The organism is Caulobacter rhizosphaerae, assembly GCF_010977555.1.
GTDB classification, from domain to species: Bacteria; Pseudomonadota; Alphaproteobacteria; order Caulobacterales; family Caulobacteraceae; genus Caulobacter; species Caulobacter rhizosphaerae.
Genome location: NZ_CP048815.1, coordinates 4,055,795 through 4,072,354, shown reverse-complemented (window position 1 = coordinate 4,072,354; position 16,560 = coordinate 4,055,795). Strand labels below are relative to the sequence as shown.

Below are 16,560 nucleotides of genomic sequence, written 5' to 3'. Positions count from 1 at the left end.
ACCTCGCCGCAGTCGCCGCGCGACGCACACGCTTCGCGACAGTTTGCCGCTCCCCCTGAAGTTGTCCGGTTTACGCTAATTTAAGGCGCGCACCACAAGTTATGATAAGTAGTGGTGCCAGATAACGCTGGTACCTGCGCGCGGCGGGGGCCGACGTTATTGTTGAGTGCAGGTAAAAATACGATTTCGTTCGCCGGAGAGGTGACGATATCAAATATCGGCGCGGCTCGTGACGATCTTGACGCGGCTCTGCGTGAAGATGGTCCGGTTTTCGTCGATATCGCCGCGGTCGAAGAGACCGACCTGACGTTCATCCAACTCATCGAATCTGCGCGCCGCAAGGCCGCTGCGACTGGCCGTGACTTCAGGTTGCGTTATCCGGCGGGCGGCGCGGTGCTGGAAGTTCTGCGCCGTGGCGGCTTCCTCGACGCCGACGAAACCTCCGAGCGCGCCAAGTTCTGGCTTCAAGGGACCGCCCAATGACCTCGATCCTCACCGTGGACGATTCCGCCAGCATCCGGCAGGCGATCAGGATCGCCCTGAGCGGCGAAGGCTACACCGTCACCGAGGCGGTCAATGGCCAGGATGGGCTGGACAAGGGCTCGGCTGGCGGCTTCGACCTGATCGTCACCGACCTGAACATGCCGGTCATGGACGGCCTGGCGATGATCCGTGCGCTGCGTCAGCGCCCGGCCGGCGCCGGCGTGCCGATCCTGTTCCTGACCACCGAGTCCGACGCCGAGATCAAGGCCCAGGCCAAGGCCGCGGGCGCGACCGGCTGGTTGACCAAGCCGTTCGACCCCGAGCAACTGATCCGCGTGGTCAAGAAGGTCCTGGCCAAGTGAGCGGCCTCGATCCCGTCGAGACCTTCCGCCAGGAAGCCCAAGACCTGCTGGAGGAGATCGAGCAGGGGCTGCTCGACCTGGCGCATCGTCCGGGGGATCGCGATCTGGTGGACGCGGTGTTCCGCGGCCTCCACACCCTGAAGGGCTCGGGGGCCATGTTCGGCTTCGACGCCCTGGCCGCCTTCACCCATCACTGCGAAACCGCCTTCGACCGCGTCCGCAAGGGCGAGGTTGCGGCCACGCCCGAACTGGTCGGCGCGGTCCTCGCCGCCCAGGACCACATGCGGGCCCTGGCCGAGGGCCGCCCTGCGTCCGAGGCGGACGGCGACTTGCTGCTGGCCGATCTGCATCGCGTGGTCGAGGCCGCCGGGCGCCCGGCGTCCGCCGAGATCGTTTCGGAACCCGGCCTGAACCGTTGGCGGGTCCGCTTCAGCCTGCCGGCCGATGCGCTGCTCAACGGAACCCGGCCGCTGCCCTTGCTGGACGAGCTGCGTGAGCTGGGCGACTGCACGGTGGTCGCCATCACCGACGCGACGCCCGACTTCGACGTGCTGGTCCCGACCGAATGCCACCTGGCCTGGGACGTGACCCTGGTCACCAAGCACGGCCGCGACGCCATCGAGGACGTCTTCATCTTCGTGATCGACGACATGACCCTGGACATCCAGGACATGAACGCCGCCGCGGCCGAGCCCGAAACCGTCGCGGACGTCGCCGAGGTTCCTGGCGCGCCGCAGGCCGTCGCGACGCAGGCGGAGGTCCCCAACGAAGCCCGGGGGACCAAGGTCGGCGGCGACACCGTGCGCGTCCCCGCCGAACGCCTGGACGAGATGATGGACCGGGTGGGCGAGCTCGTCATCGCCCAGTCCCGTCTCAAGCAACTGGCGGCCTCCAGCAGCGACATCGCCCTGCGCGCCGTGGCCGAGGAGATCGAGCGCCTGGCTTCGGAGATGCGCGACACCATGATGGTCGTGCGCATGGTGCCGATCGCCCAGCTGTTCGGCCGCTTCCGCCGTCTGATCCACGATCTGGCCCGCGACACCGGCAAGGCCATCGAGCTGTCCACCGAGGGCGAGGCCACCGAGCTGGACAAGACGGTGATCGAGCGTCTGGCCGATCCGCTGATCCACCTGATCCGCAACGCCGCCGATCACGGCCTGGAGACCCCCGAACAGCGCCTGGCCGCCGGCAAGCCGGAGTCGGGCCAGGTCGTGCTGGCCGCCCGCCAGTCCGGCGCCGAGGTGGTGATCACCATCACCGACGACGGCCGCGGCGTCGATCGCGCCCGGGTTCGCGCCAAGGCCGAGGAGAACGGCCTGATCCAGCCCGGCCAGGTGCTGAGCGACAACGAGCTGCTGCAACTGATCTTCGCGCCGGGCTTCTCGACCGCGGCGGCGATCACCAACCTGTCGGGGCGCGGCGTCGGCATGGACGTGGTCAAGCGCACGATCGAGGGCCTGCGCGGCTCGATCGACCTGACCAGCACGCCGGGACAGGGCTCGGTGGTTTCGCTGCGCATTCCGCTGACCCTGGCGATCATCGACGGCCTGCTGGTGCGGGTCGGGACGGGTCGCTACGTCATTCCGCTGGCCTCGGTCGAGGAGTGCGTGGAGCTGTCGGTCGAGCAGGATGTCCGCTCCACCGGCCGCAACCTGATCACCCTGCGCGATCAGCTGGTGCCGTTCATCCGCCTGCGCCAGATGTTCGCCACCGGCCTGGAGCCGGATCCCCACCAGAAGATCGTCGTGGTCTCCACGGGACAGGACCGCGTTGGCCTGGTCGTCGACCAGATTCTCGGCGACCACCAGACCGTCATCAAGGCCCTGTCGGCCTTCCATGCCGAGGTCGGGGCCTTCTCGGGGGCGACCATCCTGGGCGACGGCGGCGTCGCCCTGATCCTCGATATCGCCCACCTGGTGGCCGCCGGCCAGGGCCAGGACGCGCCGCTGCGCGCCGCCAGCTGATGAAGGGCCCGGACATGACCGCCGAACCGCCGACCCAAGCCATCGAGGCCCTGACCTTCGACCTGCGCGGCGAAACCTTCGCCCTCGAGGCCAGCCTGGTCCGGGAAGTCTTGGACCTGTTGCCCGAGACCGGCGTGCCGGGGGCGCCGCCGTTCGTCGGCGCCGTCATCAACTTCCGCGGCCGGGTGATCCCGCTGGTCGACCTGCGCCTGGCCTTCGACATGGACGCGGCCGAACCCACGATCGACAGCCGGATCGTGGTCATCGAACACGAACTGGACGGCGAGCCGGCCCTGATCGGTCTGCGGGCCGACAAGGTTCACGAGGTGACCACGATCGACCGCGCCGTCACCGAAGAGGTTCCGCGCGTCGGCCTTCGCTGGCGATCCGACTTCATCCGCCTGCTGGCGCGGCGCGACGGCGATGTGATCGTCATTCCCGACCTCGAGCAGATTTTTGCCGCGCGTGGCCGATCCGGCGCGTCGGTGACGACCCTTCACACCATGCAGTCTTGAGCGAACAGGGGCTTCCAGTGCGTTTCACCATCAAAGCCAAGCTGATCTCGGCGTTCGGACTGCTGATCGTCCTGATGACGGGCGCGGCCCTGCTCGGGGTCAGCGAGCTGAACAAGCTGAACACCGCCCAGAGCGCCATGATCGCCGGGCCCATGGCCCAGCTGCAGCGCGCCCAGTCGCTGAGCATCGACCTCCTGCAGATCAGCCGCGCCGAGAAGAACATGGCGCTGGCCGACGACGATGAGGAGGTTGAGGGCCAGAACGCCAAGGCCGAGACCCAGCGGCAGGCCGTCCAGGAACTGGTGGCCGCCGGGGTTTCCGCGGCGACCAACCCCGAGGCGAAGGCCAAGTGGACGGCGCTCCAGGCCGACTGGGAGGTCTATGCCGCTTCGGACACGGCGATGCGCCGCGAGATCCTCGCCCACCAGCGCGCCGACGCGATCCGCCGGATGCAGACCTCGCATCGGACGATCACCAACAGCGTCACCGAAAAGGTTGACGGCTTGGTCGTGCTCAATCAGGGGCTCTTGAAGACGACCGAGGAAAAGGCCGACGCGGCCTATGTCAACGCTCGCAACCTGATGATCGGCCTGGTGGCCGTCTCGCTGCTGATCGCGGTCGCGGCGGCGGCCTGGATCGCCCTGTCGATCAGCCGGGGCCTGTCGAAGATCGCGGCCCTGGCCGACGCCGTGGCGCTGGGCGACCTGGACCAGAAGGTCCAGGTGACGACCAACGACGAGATCAAGGACCTGGTCGAGACCGTCAACCGAATGACCGAGAACCTGCGGGCCACCGCCGCCATCGCTGACAAGGTGGCCGACGGCGACCTGACGGTCGAGACCAAGCCGCTGTCCGACAAGGACATCCTGGGTGTTGCTTTGCAGCGGATGGTCGAGCGTCTGCGCGGCGTGGTTTCCGACGCCATCTCGGCCTCGGACAATGTCTCGGCGGGCAGCCAGGAGCTGTCGGCGGCCTCGGAGCAGGTGTCGCAAGGCGCCACCGAGCAGGCCTCGTCGGCCGAGGAGGCCTCGGCCTCGATGGAAGAGATGGCCGCCAACATCAAGCAGAACGCCGACAACGCCGCCCAGACCGAGAAGATCGCCCGCCAGTCGGCCCAGGACGCCGAGGTGTCGGGCGAAGCCGTCAATCGCGCCGTCGAGGCCATGCGGACGATCGCCGAGAAGATCGCCATCGTGCAGGAGATCGCCCGCCAGACCGACCTGCTGGCCCTGAATGCGGCGGTGGAAGCCGCCCGGGCCGGCGAGCATGGCCGCGGGTTCGCCGTGGTGGCCTCGGAAGTGCGCAAGCTGGCCGAGCGCTCGCAGACCGCCGCCACCGAGATCGGCGCGGTGTCTTCTGACACGGTGAAAGCCGCCCAGTCGGCGGGCGAGATGCTGACGACCCTGGTGCCCAACATCCGCAAGACCGCCGAACTGGTTTCCGAGATCAGCGCCGCCTGCCGCGAACAGGACATCGGCGCCTCGCAGATCAACGAGGCCATCCAGCAGCTGGACAAGGTGACCCAGCAGAACGCCAGCGCGTCCGAGCAGATGTCGGCCACCTCCGAGGAGCTGGCCGCCCAGGCCGAGGAGCTGCAGGCCTCGATCGCCTATTTCCGTTTGTCGAACGTCGCCCAGGCACAGCGCAAGCCGGCGCCGGTCGTGCGCCTGCCGGCCCGCGGCGGCAAGACCGCGCCGCGCAAGGCCCCGGCCCGCGCCGTCGCGGTGCAGCAGGCCCGCGCCCACGGGTTCGCCCTCGACCTGAGCCAGGGCGGCCCCGACTCCGACGACCGCGACTTCACCGAATACTGATCCGTCCCAAGGACAAGACCATGCGCTTTACGATCAAATTGCAGCTCGGCCTCGCCTTTGGCCTGATCATCGCCCTGCTGCTGGCCGCGACCCTGTTCGGGATCAACAGCCTGTCGACCACCAATCGCGACATGAACGCGATGGTCGACGGGCCCGCCGTGCGCCTGCAGGCCGCCCAGCAGTTGAACATCCACATGCTCAATGTGGTGCGGACCGAAAAGAACATGGTCCTGGTCGACAGCCCCGAAGAGGTGAAGATCTTCGAGGCCTCGATCGAGAAAGAGAAGCGCGCCTTCGAAGCCCTGCTGACCAAGGCCGAGGGCCTGGCGACCGCCGAGGGCAGGCCGAAGTGGCAGGCGCTGGGCGACGCCTGGGAGCGACTGATCACCGCCCACGACCGCGTCTACGCCCTGGCCCTCGCCGACAACGACGCGGCGGCCGCCGCCGTTTCGATGGGCGACGGGCGCAAGGCGGTCACCGAAGCCGCGGACCAGGTGCAGGAACTGGTCGAACTCTCCCAAGCCCAGCTGCGGGCGGCCACCGACAAGGCCGACGAGGACTTCGCCTCGGTGCGCAACAGTCTGGTCGCCCTGACGGTGGTCTCGCTGCTGATCGCGGCCGGCGCGGCGCTCTACATTTCGATGGCGGTCGGCAAGGGCCTTAACCGGGCCTCGGAAGCGGTGCGCGCGGTGGCTGACGGCGACCTGACCAAGACCGTCGACATCACCACCAAGGACGAGATCGGCGATCTGCTGGGCCATGTGAACGTCATGATCGAACGCTTGCGCGGCGTGGTCTCCGACGCGATCTCGGCCTCGGAAAACGTCTCGGCCGGCAGCCAGGAGCTGTCGGCGGCCTCGGAGCAGGTGTCGCAAGGCGCCACCGAGCAGGCCTCGTCGGCCGAGGAGGCCTCGGCCTCGATGGAGGAGATGGCGTCCAACATCAAGCAGAACGCCGACAACGCCGCCCAGACCGAGAAGATCGCCCGCCAGTCGGCCAAGGACGCGGAAGTCAGCGGCGAGGCGGTCAGCCGGGCCGTCGAGGCCATGCGCACGATCGCCGAAAAGATCACCATCGTGCAGGAGATCGCCCGCCAGACCGACCTGCTGGCCCTGAACGCGGCGGTGGAAGCCGCCCGGGCCGGCGAACATGGCCGCGGCTTCGCCGTGGTGGCTTCGGAAGTGCGCAAGCTGGCCGAGCGCTCGCAGACCGCCGCCACCGAGATCGGCGCGGTGTCTTCTGACACGGTGAAAGCCGCCCAGTCGGCGGGCGAGATGCTGACGACCCTGGTGCCCAACATCCGCAAGACCGCCGAACTGGTTTCCGAGATCAGCGCCGCCTGCCGCGAACAGGACATCGGCGCCTCGCAGATCAACGAGGCCATCCAGCAGCTGGACAAGGTGACCCAGCAGAACGCCAGCGCGTCCGAGCAGATGTCGGCCACCTCCGAGGAGCTGGCCGCCCAGGCCGAGGAGCTGCAGGCCTCGATCGCCTATTTCCGCACCAGCGCCGGCGGCGCCGCGACGCGTCGTCCGACCGCCCGTTCCGCCGTCAAGCGCCCCGCGACGTCCGCGGCTCGCAAGCCCGCTGTTTCGACGCCGCGCCAGACGGTCGCCGCCCAGCAGGCGCGGGCCGGCGGCTTCGCCCTCGACCTGACCAGCGGCGGTCCCGACGCCGACGACGCCGACTTCCGGGAATACGCCTGATGGCCGGTCCCGCCGATCGTCAGTTCGTCACGCTGGGCCTGGGCGCCGAAGTCTTCGCGGTGTCGGTGAGTCACGTACGCGAAATCCTGGACTACCAGCCGCCGTTCGCGATCCCTGAGGGGCCCGATTACCTGATGGGCCTGACCGACGTGCGGGGGCGCGGCACTCCAACCCTCGACCTGCGCCTGAAGCTGGGCTTGCCCTGCGTCGAGCCGACCGGCGCCACCCGCATCCTGGTGCTGGACGTGCCGGTCGACGACCGTGTGCTGTCGCTGGGCCTGGTCGCCGACCGGGTGATCGAGGTCGTCGCCTTTTCGGAGAGCCAGATTGAAGGCGCGCCGGATATCGGCGTGCCGTGGCGCTCGGACTATATCCAGGGCGTGGTGCGTCGCGAGACCGGGTCCGGCGGCAGCGGCTTCGTGGTGATCTTCGACCTGGGGCGCCTGCTGACCAGCCAGGACGCGGCCGCCCTCAGCCAGGCCGCCTAGGATTGCGCCCGGTGGCCCAAGCCGCCGCCCGAACACCAGCGGCGCGCGCGCCGCGAACGGAGACGCCCGTGTCGAGACAAGCCGCCGCCGTGCTGCAAGCCCCGGAGATCGAACAGCTGAGCGCCCGCAATTTCCAGCGCCTGGCGACGTTCATCCACGACTACAGCGGCATCAAGATGCCGGCCAACAAGCGCACCATGCTGGAAGGCCGCCTGCGGCGCCGGATGCGCGCCACGCGGATCGACGACGTCAACGCCTACTGCCGCTACCTGTTCGACGAGAACGGAATGGAGGCCGAGGTCATCCACCTGATCGACGCGGTGACCACCAACAAGACCGAGTTCTTCCGGGAGCCCGCCCACTTCGACTTCCTGGTGGCCAAGGGGCTGCCCGCCCTGGCCGCCAAGGGCAAGACGGAGATCAAGATCTGGAGTTCGGCCTGCTCGACCGGCGCCGAGCCCTACACCCTGGCCATGATCCTGGACGAGTTCTGCCAAAAGCAGCGGGGGATGGACTATTCGATCCTTTGCACCGACATCTGCACCGAGGTGCTGGGCCAGGCGATCGCCGGTCGCTTTTCCGAGCAGATGATCGAGCCGGTCTCGATGGCCCGCCGCCAGCGCTACCTGATGCGGGCCCGCGATGCGTCGCGCAACGAGGTGCGGATCAAGCCGCACCTGCGGTCCAAGTTGGCCTTCGGTCGCCTGAACCTGATGGACGAGGCCTATCCGATCGAGACCGGCCTCGACATCATCTTCTGCCGCAACATCCTGATCTATTTCGACAAGGCCACCCAGGCCAAGGTGCTGAGCCGGCTGTGCAACCATCTGGCGCCTGGCGGGTATCTGTTCCTGGGCCATTCGGAGTCGATCGTCGGCATCGACCTGCCCGTTGTCCAGATCGCCAATACGGTCTTCCAGAAGCGATAGCTCATGTCCGTGGTCCGCAAGATCCGTGTCCTGATCATCGACGACTCGGCCACGGTGCGTCAGACCCTGACCTCGATCCTGGAATCCGATCCGCAGATCGAGGTGCTGGGCGTCGCGTCCGATCCCTTCGTGGCCGCCAAGCGCATCGCCGAGGAGATCCCCGACGTCATCACCCTGGACGTCGAGATGCCGCGCATGGACGGCATCACCTTCCTGCGCAAGCTGATGGCCCAGAAGCCGATCCCGGTGGTGATGTGCTCGTCCCTGACCGAGGCGGGCTCGGAGACCCTGCTGCAGGCGCTGGAAGCGGGGGCGGTCGACATCATCTTGAAGCCCAAGGTCGGGGTCGCCGACCATCTGCTGGAATCGAAGATCCGCATCTGCGACGCGGTCAAGGCCGCGGCCGGCGCCAGGCTGGCCGGCGTCAAGCGCCTGGTTCCGCAGTTCACCCGGCCGGGCCACGAGCCGGAGAAGAAGCTGACGGCCGACGCCATGCTGCCGCCGCCGACCGGGGTGCGGGCCATGGCCCGCACGACGGAGAGCGTGGTCTGCGTCGGGGCCTCGACCGGCGGCACCGAGGCGCTGCGCGTCCTGCTGGAAGGCCTGCCGCCGGACTCGCCCGGCATGGTCATCGTCCAGCACATGCCCGAGAAGTTCACCGCCTCGTTCGCCCGGCGGCTGGACAGCCTGTGCGCCGTCGAGGTCAAGGAGGCCGAGGACGGCGACACCGTGCGGCGCGGCCGGGTGCTGATCGCGCCGGGCAACAGGCACACCCTGCTGGAGCGCAGCGGCGCCCGTTACTACGTCTCGGTCAAGGACGGTCCGCTGGTGTCGCGCCATCGGCCGTCCGTGGACGTCCTGTTCCGCTCGGCGACGCGCGCGGCCGGGTCGAACGCTGTGGGCGTGATCATGACCGGCATGGGCGACGACGGCGCGCGCGGCCTGGCCGAGATGAAGCAGGCCGGGGCCTTCACCCTGGCCCAGGACGAGGCCACCTCGGTGGTGTTCGGCATGCCCAAGGAAGCCATCGCCCTGGGCTGCGTCGACCGCGTTGTTCCGCTGCAGGGCCTGGCGGGCGAGGTGCTGCGCGCGGCCAGCCGGTAGGCGTGCACCTGGGATCGATAGGCGAGGGACCTCACCCGCGTGAAGCGTCTTGGTCCAGTTGGCGCGCCTTGCGGATTGCACCTGTACGTTGTGAGGATTTATCCTGCGGTTTTTGCGGCAGGCCTTTGCGCGCCCGCCTCCATCCTCCTGTGAACGTGTGGCCATGCGAAACACGACCCTCCGCCTGATGATCGTCTTGGCCTCCGCCTCATGCGGCTCCGCGGGCGCCGCGGGCGTGAAGCCAGGACCGGTCGTGTCGTGGGGGAAGCCCGACGTCTCGTTCGACGACTACCGAAAGGACTCGATCGCGTGCGGCGAGCGGGGCGCGACAACCTCGATGAAGGGCCGTGGCGAGTTCGACGCGGTGGTGTTGGGGCTGGACCGCCAGGATACCGATATCGACATCGGACGATCCCTGCCGCCGTCCCTGACCCGGGAAGACCCGACGCAAAAACTGGCGCGCGACTATGCGCTCAACGGCCTGAAGAGCCGGCCTGAGCCCAAGGTGAAGGCTCTGCAGCGGTTCCTCGTCGACCATGTCGAGGCGTGCCTGTCGGAAAGGGGCTATGTCAGGTTCGCGCTGACCCCCGCCCAGGCGGCGGAGCTGGGCGGATACAGGAAGGGCTCGCAGGCGCGTTTCAGATATCTGCATGCCCTGGCCAGCCGCGAAGCGGTCATTCAGCAGCAGCGCTACGAGCCCTAGCTCGGCCGACCGGGCGCGCGGCCGCGGTCCGCGCCCCTGGCCTAGAACAGCACGTCGTCCTCATCCTCGACCACCGGGGCGGCCGGTGCGGACGCCTCGACCGTCGCCAGCCCCTCCGTCAGCGACCGATGGACCTCGCGCTCCTGCGCCATGGTGTACTGCCGGGCCAGGCGATCCAGCAGCGGGCGCAGGGCGTGGGCGATGTCGTCGGTGGGGATCTCGTCCTCGCCCGCCATGTCCAGAAGCTGGTTGGCGGCGTCGTCGAGCACCGAGCCGATTTGCTTGTGGAAGTCGAAACGCTCGGCGGCCCGCCGCAGCATGTCGACCACGTCGGCGCCCTGGCGGGCCGCGGCGGTCAGCGCGCTGTCGACGCCGTCGCCGGCCTTGCCGATCCTGGCGACCGCGCCGCTCAGCACCGCTGCGGCGGCCGCCGCCCTGCCGAGGCCCTGGGTCTCGCCCTGACCCAGGGCCTCGGCGGCGTCGAACAGACCTTCCAGCGAGCTGGTGGTCTGGGCCGCGGACTTCTCCAGGTGGATGGCGTGCTGGCGCAGTTCGACGGCGATGACGCCCAGCGGCTTGCCGGTCTCGCCGATGCGGCTGCATTTGAGGGTGGTGTTCAGCGCCATCATCTGCACGTCGGCGCGGATGTTCTGGATGCCGGCGATGCGTTCGGTCAGTTCGCGGGCCGAAACGGCCGCCGAACGGCTGACCGTTTCCGCGGCCCGCTCACCGGCGGTCATGTCGCCGACCAGATCCAGGGCCTGGCCGACATTGCCTTCCAGATCGCGCAGGAAGTTGGTCTCGGACTGGCCGGTCTGGCCCGAAGCCAGGTCGCGCAGGCGCAGCAATTCGGTGGCGTCGGCGGCCATGCCGACCACGTTGTGTCCGATGCGCGCGACCTCGCGATGGAAGTCCTCGGCCATGGCGGCCAACTGGGCGCCGAGCAGGCGGTGAACGAAGGCCTGGGCGCGCTGGCGCGGTTCCGGAGCGAGGGTGGCGATCTCGTCCGCCCCGTTCAGGAAGCCCAGACCGGCCTGGACGTGTTCGATCCGCTGGCGGGTGATGTCGCCGATCTGCAGGGCGGCCAGGCCGCCGCCGACCTTCTTCTGGACGTCGCGGGCCAGGACGGCGACGCTGACGGCGACGCTGGCGATCCGCCCGTGATGGCCGGCGATGGCGGTGGCGCTGGCCGTCAGGGCGTCGGGCACCGCGGGCAGCAGGTTGGCGCAGCTCCTGGCCAGGTTCTGCTCGTGAGCCAGGGCGCCGCGCAGGGTCTGGTCCAGGCCGGTCAGGTCGTTGTTGAGGGCGTCCAACTGGGCGCCGCCCATCTCGATGCAGTCGTAGATCTCCTGGGCGAAGATCGCGAACTCGGGACCCGCCGCGGCGATGCCGCCGGACGTGATCTTGATGTTGATCGCGAAGACCCGGAGATAGGCTAGGTGCTGGCGCATCTCGGCGATGCGGCCGGCCAGGCCGTCGCTGAACTTGACCAGCTCGCCGACGCGCTGGCGGCGGGCATCCAGGCTGTCGGGCAGCGACTTCAGCGTCGCGGCGGCCTGGGCCAGTTCGCCGGTGGTCGCCGTCACGGTCTCGGCGTCGAGATTGGTGCGGATCGCGTCCAGGCCGGCGATCAGCGCGCCGACCCCATCGACGGCCCGCGACAAGACGTCGCCGGCTTCGAGGAAGCGGGCCTCCACCACTTGGCGGGCCGATTCCAGGCGCGCGCCGATCCGAGCGCCTCCATCGGCCTCGGCCGAGGCCTGGAAAGTCGTTGCGAAAACCGCCGAGGAAGACGCCAAGCCCATGAAATCGCCGGATGATTACTGTTGCCGCATCATGCCGGAAGATGTGCGAAGGGCGGGTAAAGATCGCACGCCTTGGCGTTGATCAGGCTTGCGCGACCAGCGCCTCCGGTGCGCCGTGGGCCGCCTCGAAGGCCCGGCCGATCGCCGAGAACAGCATGGCGCTGGTGATCGGTTTCTCCAGGTGCAGGTCGGCCCCCGCCTGGCGGCTGGCGCGGACGTGCTCGGGGCGGGCGTTGGCGGTCAGCATGATGATCGGCGTCCGCGTCGCACCGGTCGCCGCCTCGCGCGCCCGGATCTCGCGAACGGCGTCCAGGCCGTCCATCACCGGCATCTGCATGTCCATCAGGATCAGGCTGGGCGCGACGGCGGCGCACAGGTCGACCGCGTCGCGTCCGTTCTCGGCGCTGAAGATCTCGGCCACCTCGGCCAGCATCAGCTCGACGATCTTGCGGTTGGTCGGGTGGTCGTCGGCCACCAGGACCCGCGGCATGGCGGGCGGTTCCAGCGCGGGGTCGGCCATTTCCTCGTCAAGCGCCCGCTGATGGACGGGAAGGGGCAGGCTGAACCAGAAGGTCGATCCCTCGCCCGGAGCGCTGTCGCAGCAGAGGACGCCGCCCATCAGCTCGACCAGCTCGCGCGAGATGGCCAGGCCCAGGCCCGTGCCGCCGAAGCGGCGGGTGAACGAGGCGTCGGCCTGCTGGAAGCGCTCGAAGATGCGGCTCTTCTCGGCGGCGTCGAAGCCGATGCCGGTGTCGCGGACGGAGAAGCGCGCACGCTCGTCCGCCTCCACGGCGACGTCCAGCGTCACCCGGCCACGATCGGTGAACTTGACCGCGTTGCTCACCAGGTTGGTCAGCACCTGACGCAGCCGGGCGTCGTCGCCGATCACCGTCCGCTGGGCGGCCGGATCGACGCGGATCTCCAGTAGCACGCCCTTCTCCTCGGCGCGAAGGGCGCTCAGGGCGCCGACCGATCGGGTCAGCTCGCCCAGGTCAAAGGGCTGGTTCTCGACCGTCACCTGCCGCGCCTCGATACGCACCAGGTCGAGAATGTCGGACAGCAGCCGTTCCAGGCTGCGGCCCGAATAGACGATGATCTCGACCAGTTCCCGCGCCCTGGGCGACAGCTCGCCCCGGGCCAGCAGATCGGCGCCGGCGACGATGCCGTTCAGCGGCGTGCGGATTTCGTGGCTCATATTGGCCAGGAACGCGGTCTTGGCCTGGCTGGCCTGTTCGGCCTGGTCCAGGGCGGCGTGCAACGAGGCCTTGGCCAGCTTGCTGGCGGTGATGTCGTCGCCCAGGGTGATCAGGTGGCGGGCGCCGATGTCGTCATAGGTGGCCAGGGTCTTGGTCAGCAGGTAGCGGGGCGCGGCGCCGGGCTCGCCGCCGACCTGTTCCTCGCAGATCCGCATCTCGCCGGTCTCGAGCACCCGGCTTTCGATCTGGGTCAGGGTCCGGGCGAGGGCGGTGGGCAGCACGTCCTCGGCCGTCCTGCCCACCGCCTCCTCGGCGACCAGGCCGAAGGCGTCCTCGGCGGCCCGGTTGATCAGCACATAGCGGCCGTCCTCGGCGTTCTTGACCGTCAGGGGCGAGGGGAGAAGCTGGATGACCGTCTTCAGGAAGCCCAGGGTTTCGACCTCGTCGGTGACGTCGCGGGCGCAGGCCAGCAGGCGGATCACCGCGCCGCTCCGGTCGCGCATCGGCGAGATCGTCGTGTCGCAATAGGCCCGGCGCCGGGCGTCGCCCAGGAACGCGCGGAAGTGGGCGACCTGGCCGCCGCGGGCGGTGTCGAGGGCGCGATCCAGCGAGAAACGACTTTCCTCGGGCCAGATCGAGCGCCAGGCGGCTGAGCTGTCCTGGCTGGCCGCGAACAGCGCCTGGGCGCGGCGGTTGGCGTGCTCGACCGCGCCGTCCAGGCGCAGGATCCAGGCGCATTCCTGGCTGGCGTCCAGGATGTCGAGCGCGCCATAGCCCCCGTCCTGGTCGCTGGAAGCCTGGTCCTGCACGCGGATACCCTTACGAGGTTACGAGCGACGCCCTGGGAAACAGCTTCGCTGTCGCCATATGCGCAGCTCGTATTGAAAGGACCGTTAAATCCGGGTCTTTCGACGGAAAGGAGCGCTTCGGCATGGGATATCGACCCCTCGTCCGCTCGGAGCTGCCGGTCGACACGGTCGCCCTGGCGCGCTTCCTGATCGGCAAGGTGGTGGTGCGCGAGACGCCGGAAGGCGTTCTCAGCGGCGCCATCGTCGAAACCGAGGCCTATGGGGTGGGCGACGCCGCCGGCCATGCCTATCGCGGCATGACGCCGCGCACCCGCTCGCTGTTTCTCGAGCCCGGCCATGCCTACATCTATCTCAGCTACGGCAGCGCCTACATGCTGAACGTCTCCAGCGAGGCGGCCGGGGTCGGGGCCGGGGTCCTGATCCGGGCCCTGGAACCGCGGGATGGGGTGGCGATCATGCAGCGCAACCGGCGGACAGAGCGACTGCGGGACCTGACGCGAGGGCCTGGACGCCTGGCCCAGGCGCTGGAGATCGGTCCCTGGGCCGACGGACTGGATCTTTGCCAGGAAGGCCCTCTATGGTTGGCCCAGGACGACCCCGAGAGCGAGGGCGATTTCGGCGAAATCGGGCGGGGCGTGAGGATCGGCCTTTCGCGCGAGGCGGACCGCCCGCTGCGCTTCTATGTTCGAGGCAATCGGTTCGTCAGCGGCCCCAGGCCGCTCAACCTGTAGGCCCGCACCCATGGAAAAACCGCTCCCCGACATCGTCGCGCCGGGCCTGGGTCTCACCTTCCGCGGGCTGAACCCCGGACTTTCCGCGGCTGCGGCGGGCCATCACTTCGTGGGCCGCGGCAAGCGGTTCTGGCGGGTCCTGCACCTGGCGGGATCACGCCGCGGTCGCAGAGCCGATCGTGCGCTGGAAGGCTGCCGAGCGAGGCGAGGCCCGGATCCAGCCGTCGATCGGTCGGTGATGTTAGTTACGGGCGCTCGGTCAGTCCTGGACCTCGGCGGTGAACACCTTCTGAACGATCTGCCAGCCAGCGCCGAAGTTGAAGCAGGATAGCAGGTCTGTGACGTTACGCGACGGCATCCGCAAACGGAGCTTGAGCAACGCCATGTCGTGCGTGGTCACGATGGCGAGGATCTCGTCAGCGCGCGCGACGCCGGCGTCCCGGGGCGAGGTCAGGCTCCTGACCGCGTCGAGCCAGGCGGGCAGGGGGGTGACCAGCACGCTATCGTCGTCGCCCCGCCGGGTTATGGACGCGGCCGGACTAAAGAGGGGCGCGAACTTGCCGGCGTCCATTTCGTAGGCGGCGTCGAAGTAGGTTTGCGCCAGGGCGATCAGCCCAGCTAGGTTTTGCTTCGGCGGTGTGTTCAACGGCGTCATGGCGGCTTTCCTTCAAATCCAGCGGCTCGCTTGGTTTAAAGAAGGGCTTGTCGATGTTTAGCCTGCGCGCGCTAACCAGCCTTGTAAGCTGACCTAACCAATTACGGGCGACCATGAATACGCCTCTTCCGTCTGCCGGTGACTTCAACCAGCTCCGCGCCTTCGTGGCGGTCGCCGGTTCGCTGAGCTTCAGTCGCGCGGCCGAGAGCCTTGGCGTGTCCTCCTCGGCGCTGAGCCAGATGGTCCGCGCGCTCGAGGAGCAGGTCGGGGTCAGCCTGTTCAACCGGACGACCCGTAGCGTCTCCCTCACGGACGCGGGCGCCCAACTGTTCGATCGGGTTCGGCCCAACGTCGAGGCGTTGGCGCAGGCGCTGGGCGAAACCCGAGAGCGCCGAGCCGAGCCGGCCGGCGTCGTGCGCCTGCACTGCTTCCGGGCGGCGGCGGGACTCTATCTGACGCCGATCCTGCGCGCCTTCAGCGACGCTTTTCCGCACGTAATCCTGGATGTCACCCTCGACGACGCCGTGGTGGACATCGTCGCCAACGGCTATGACGTCGCTATTCGGCTCGGCGAGGTCATCGACAAGGACCTCGTCGCGGTGAAACTCGGCCCGGATCTGCGCCAGACGGCCGTGGCTTCTCCCGACTATCTCGCCCGTCACGGCACGCCGGCGCATCCACGCGACCTGCTGGCCCATCGCTGCATCGGTTGGCGCTGGCCCGGACACAAGTCGCCCTACAAGTGGGAGTTCATGGAGAACGGCAAGTGGTTCGAGGTCGCCGTCGACGGTCCCTTGATCTCCAACCTCAAGGACTTTGGGGTGCAAGCTGCGCTCGAAGGGGTCGGCGTCGCCTTCGCCAGCCAACAGCTGATCGCGCCCCACGTCCTTCAGGGGACGCTCGTTCCACTGCTCGAAGCCTGGTCCGCGCCCTTTCCGGGTTATTACCTCTGCTATCCGGCGCAACGGAGAATGGCGCCGCCGCTCCGCGCCCTGATCGACACCATCCGGAGCGGTGCTCCCGTCATGAAGGCGACGCGCCGCGTCGGCAGCACGCCGGCGGTGTCCGAGTAGGCGCCGAACGACCGAGAGAGGGGCCGGTGCTGGCTCGCTCGCACGCGCCATCGGATCGACGTCCTTACAGGCGCTGATAGACCGTCCTGGTAATCCCGCTTTCGAACGGTTCGACGTCCACGCACCCAGGACTGGTGCGCAGGCCTTCTTCTTCGAACAGCCGCGTACCGCCGCCAAGTATCATCGGATGAACGAGAAGGTGGTGTTCGTCGATCAAGCTAAGCGT

At 68.6% G+C, this 16,560-nt stretch carries 16 protein-coding genes; 13 read left to right on the top strand and 3 right to left on the bottom strand.

From position 1 onward, the window contains the following. Positions 1–114 precede the first annotated feature (114 nt). From G3M57_RS18655 to G3M57_RS18610, 10 genes are all read left to right on the top strand, one after another. Complete coding sequence (locus tag G3M57_RS18655; protein ID WP_162251638.1) at positions 115–483, top strand: STAS domain-containing protein; 369 nt, start codon at positions 115–117, stop codon at positions 481–483. Next, entirely contained in the window at positions 480–845 is a 366-nt protein-coding gene (locus G3M57_RS18650; RefSeq protein WP_056756608.1) for a response regulator, read from the top strand. The genes G3M57_RS18655 and G3M57_RS18650 overlap by 4 nt, the downstream gene beginning before the upstream one ends. After that, positions 842–2,809 (top strand): chemotaxis protein CheA, encoded by a 1,968-nt coding sequence (locus G3M57_RS18645; RefSeq protein ID WP_163232250.1) that lies wholly within the window; start codon positions 842–844, stop codon positions 2,807–2,809. Before G3M57_RS18650 ends, G3M57_RS18645 begins: the two co-directional genes overlap by 4 nt. Before the next feature lie 14 nt (positions 2,810–2,823). Continuing rightward, the gene (locus G3M57_RS18640; RefSeq protein WP_230983671.1) at positions 2,824–3,324 is read left to right on the top strand and encodes a chemotaxis protein CheW; all 501 of its coding nucleotides are present in this window, start codon (positions 2,824–2,826) and stop codon (positions 3,322–3,324) included. 17 nt (positions 3,325–3,341) lie between these two features. Next, a complete protein-coding gene (locus G3M57_RS18635) occupies positions 3,342–5,135 on the top strand; it encodes a methyl-accepting chemotaxis protein (protein ID WP_056756597.1) in 1,794 nt (597 codons plus the stop codon). Between the two features lie 20 nt (positions 5,136–5,155). Beyond that, complete coding sequence (locus tag G3M57_RS18630) at positions 5,156–6,841, top strand: methyl-accepting chemotaxis protein (protein WP_163232246.1); 1,686 nt, start codon at positions 5,156–5,158, stop codon at positions 6,839–6,841. Further along, the gene (locus tag G3M57_RS18625) at positions 6,841–7,329 is read left to right on the top strand and encodes a chemotaxis protein CheW (RefSeq protein ID WP_163232244.1); all 489 of its coding nucleotides are present in this window, start codon (positions 6,841–6,843) and stop codon (positions 7,327–7,329) included. Before G3M57_RS18630 ends, G3M57_RS18625 begins: the two co-directional genes overlap by 1 nt. A 68-nt stretch (positions 7,330–7,397) precedes the next feature. Next, on the top strand, positions 7,398–8,258 hold the full coding sequence (locus tag G3M57_RS18620; protein WP_163232242.1) for a CheR family methyltransferase: 861 nt from the start codon (positions 7,398–7,400) through the stop codon (positions 8,256–8,258). Between the two features lie 3 nt (positions 8,259–8,261). Beyond that, positions 8,262–9,362, top strand: coding sequence for a protein-glutamate methylesterase/protein-glutamine glutaminase (locus G3M57_RS18615; RefSeq protein WP_208789623.1), 1,101 nt, complete (start codon positions 8,262–8,264; stop codon positions 9,360–9,362). Between the two features lie 187 nt (positions 9,363–9,549). Beyond that, positions 9,550–10,065, top strand: a complete 516-nt coding sequence (locus tag G3M57_RS18610) for a hypothetical protein (RefSeq protein ID WP_188916139.1) — start codon at positions 9,550–9,552, stop codon at positions 10,063–10,065. A 41-nt stretch (positions 10,066–10,106) separates the two neighbouring features. Here G3M57_RS18610 and G3M57_RS18605 read toward each other — a convergent pair whose 3' ends face one another. Then, positions 10,107–11,870: a hypothetical protein gene (locus G3M57_RS18605; RefSeq protein WP_163232238.1), complete on the bottom strand. Its 1,764-nt coding sequence runs from the start codon at positions 11,868–11,870 to the stop codon at positions 10,107–10,109. Positions 11,871–11,952: 82 nt separating this feature from the next. Further along, positions 11,953–13,875: a PAS domain-containing hybrid sensor histidine kinase/response regulator gene (locus G3M57_RS18600; protein WP_163232236.1), complete on the bottom strand. Its 1,923-nt coding sequence runs from the start codon at positions 13,873–13,875 to the stop codon at positions 11,953–11,955. Between the two features lie 122 nt (positions 13,876–13,997). Here G3M57_RS18600 and G3M57_RS18595 point away from each other — a divergent pair, with 122 nt between their 5' ends. Then, positions 13,998–14,606, top strand: coding sequence for a DNA-3-methyladenine glycosylase (locus G3M57_RS18595; protein WP_163232234.1), 609 nt, complete (start codon positions 13,998–14,000; stop codon positions 14,604–14,606). After that, a complete protein-coding gene (locus tag G3M57_RS27805) occupies positions 14,557–14,937 on the top strand; it encodes a uracil-DNA glycosylase family protein (protein WP_341873440.1) in 381 nt (126 codons plus the stop codon). Before G3M57_RS18595 ends, G3M57_RS27805 begins: the two co-directional genes overlap by 50 nt. Here the strand turns inward: G3M57_RS27805 and G3M57_RS18590 are convergent. Then, a complete protein-coding gene (locus G3M57_RS18590) occupies positions 14,866–15,261 on the bottom strand; it encodes a nuclear transport factor 2 family protein (RefSeq protein ID WP_056756565.1) in 396 nt (131 codons plus the stop codon). The genes G3M57_RS27805 and G3M57_RS18590 overlap by 72 nt on opposite strands. A gap of 113 nt (positions 15,262–15,374) precedes the next feature. On the opposite strand from G3M57_RS18590, the gene G3M57_RS18585 reads away from it, so the two are divergent. Beyond that, positions 15,375–16,334, top strand: a complete 960-nt coding sequence (locus G3M57_RS18585; protein ID WP_163232233.1) for a LysR family transcriptional regulator — start codon at positions 15,375–15,377, stop codon at positions 16,332–16,334. Positions 16,335–16,560: the final 226 nt, after the last annotated feature.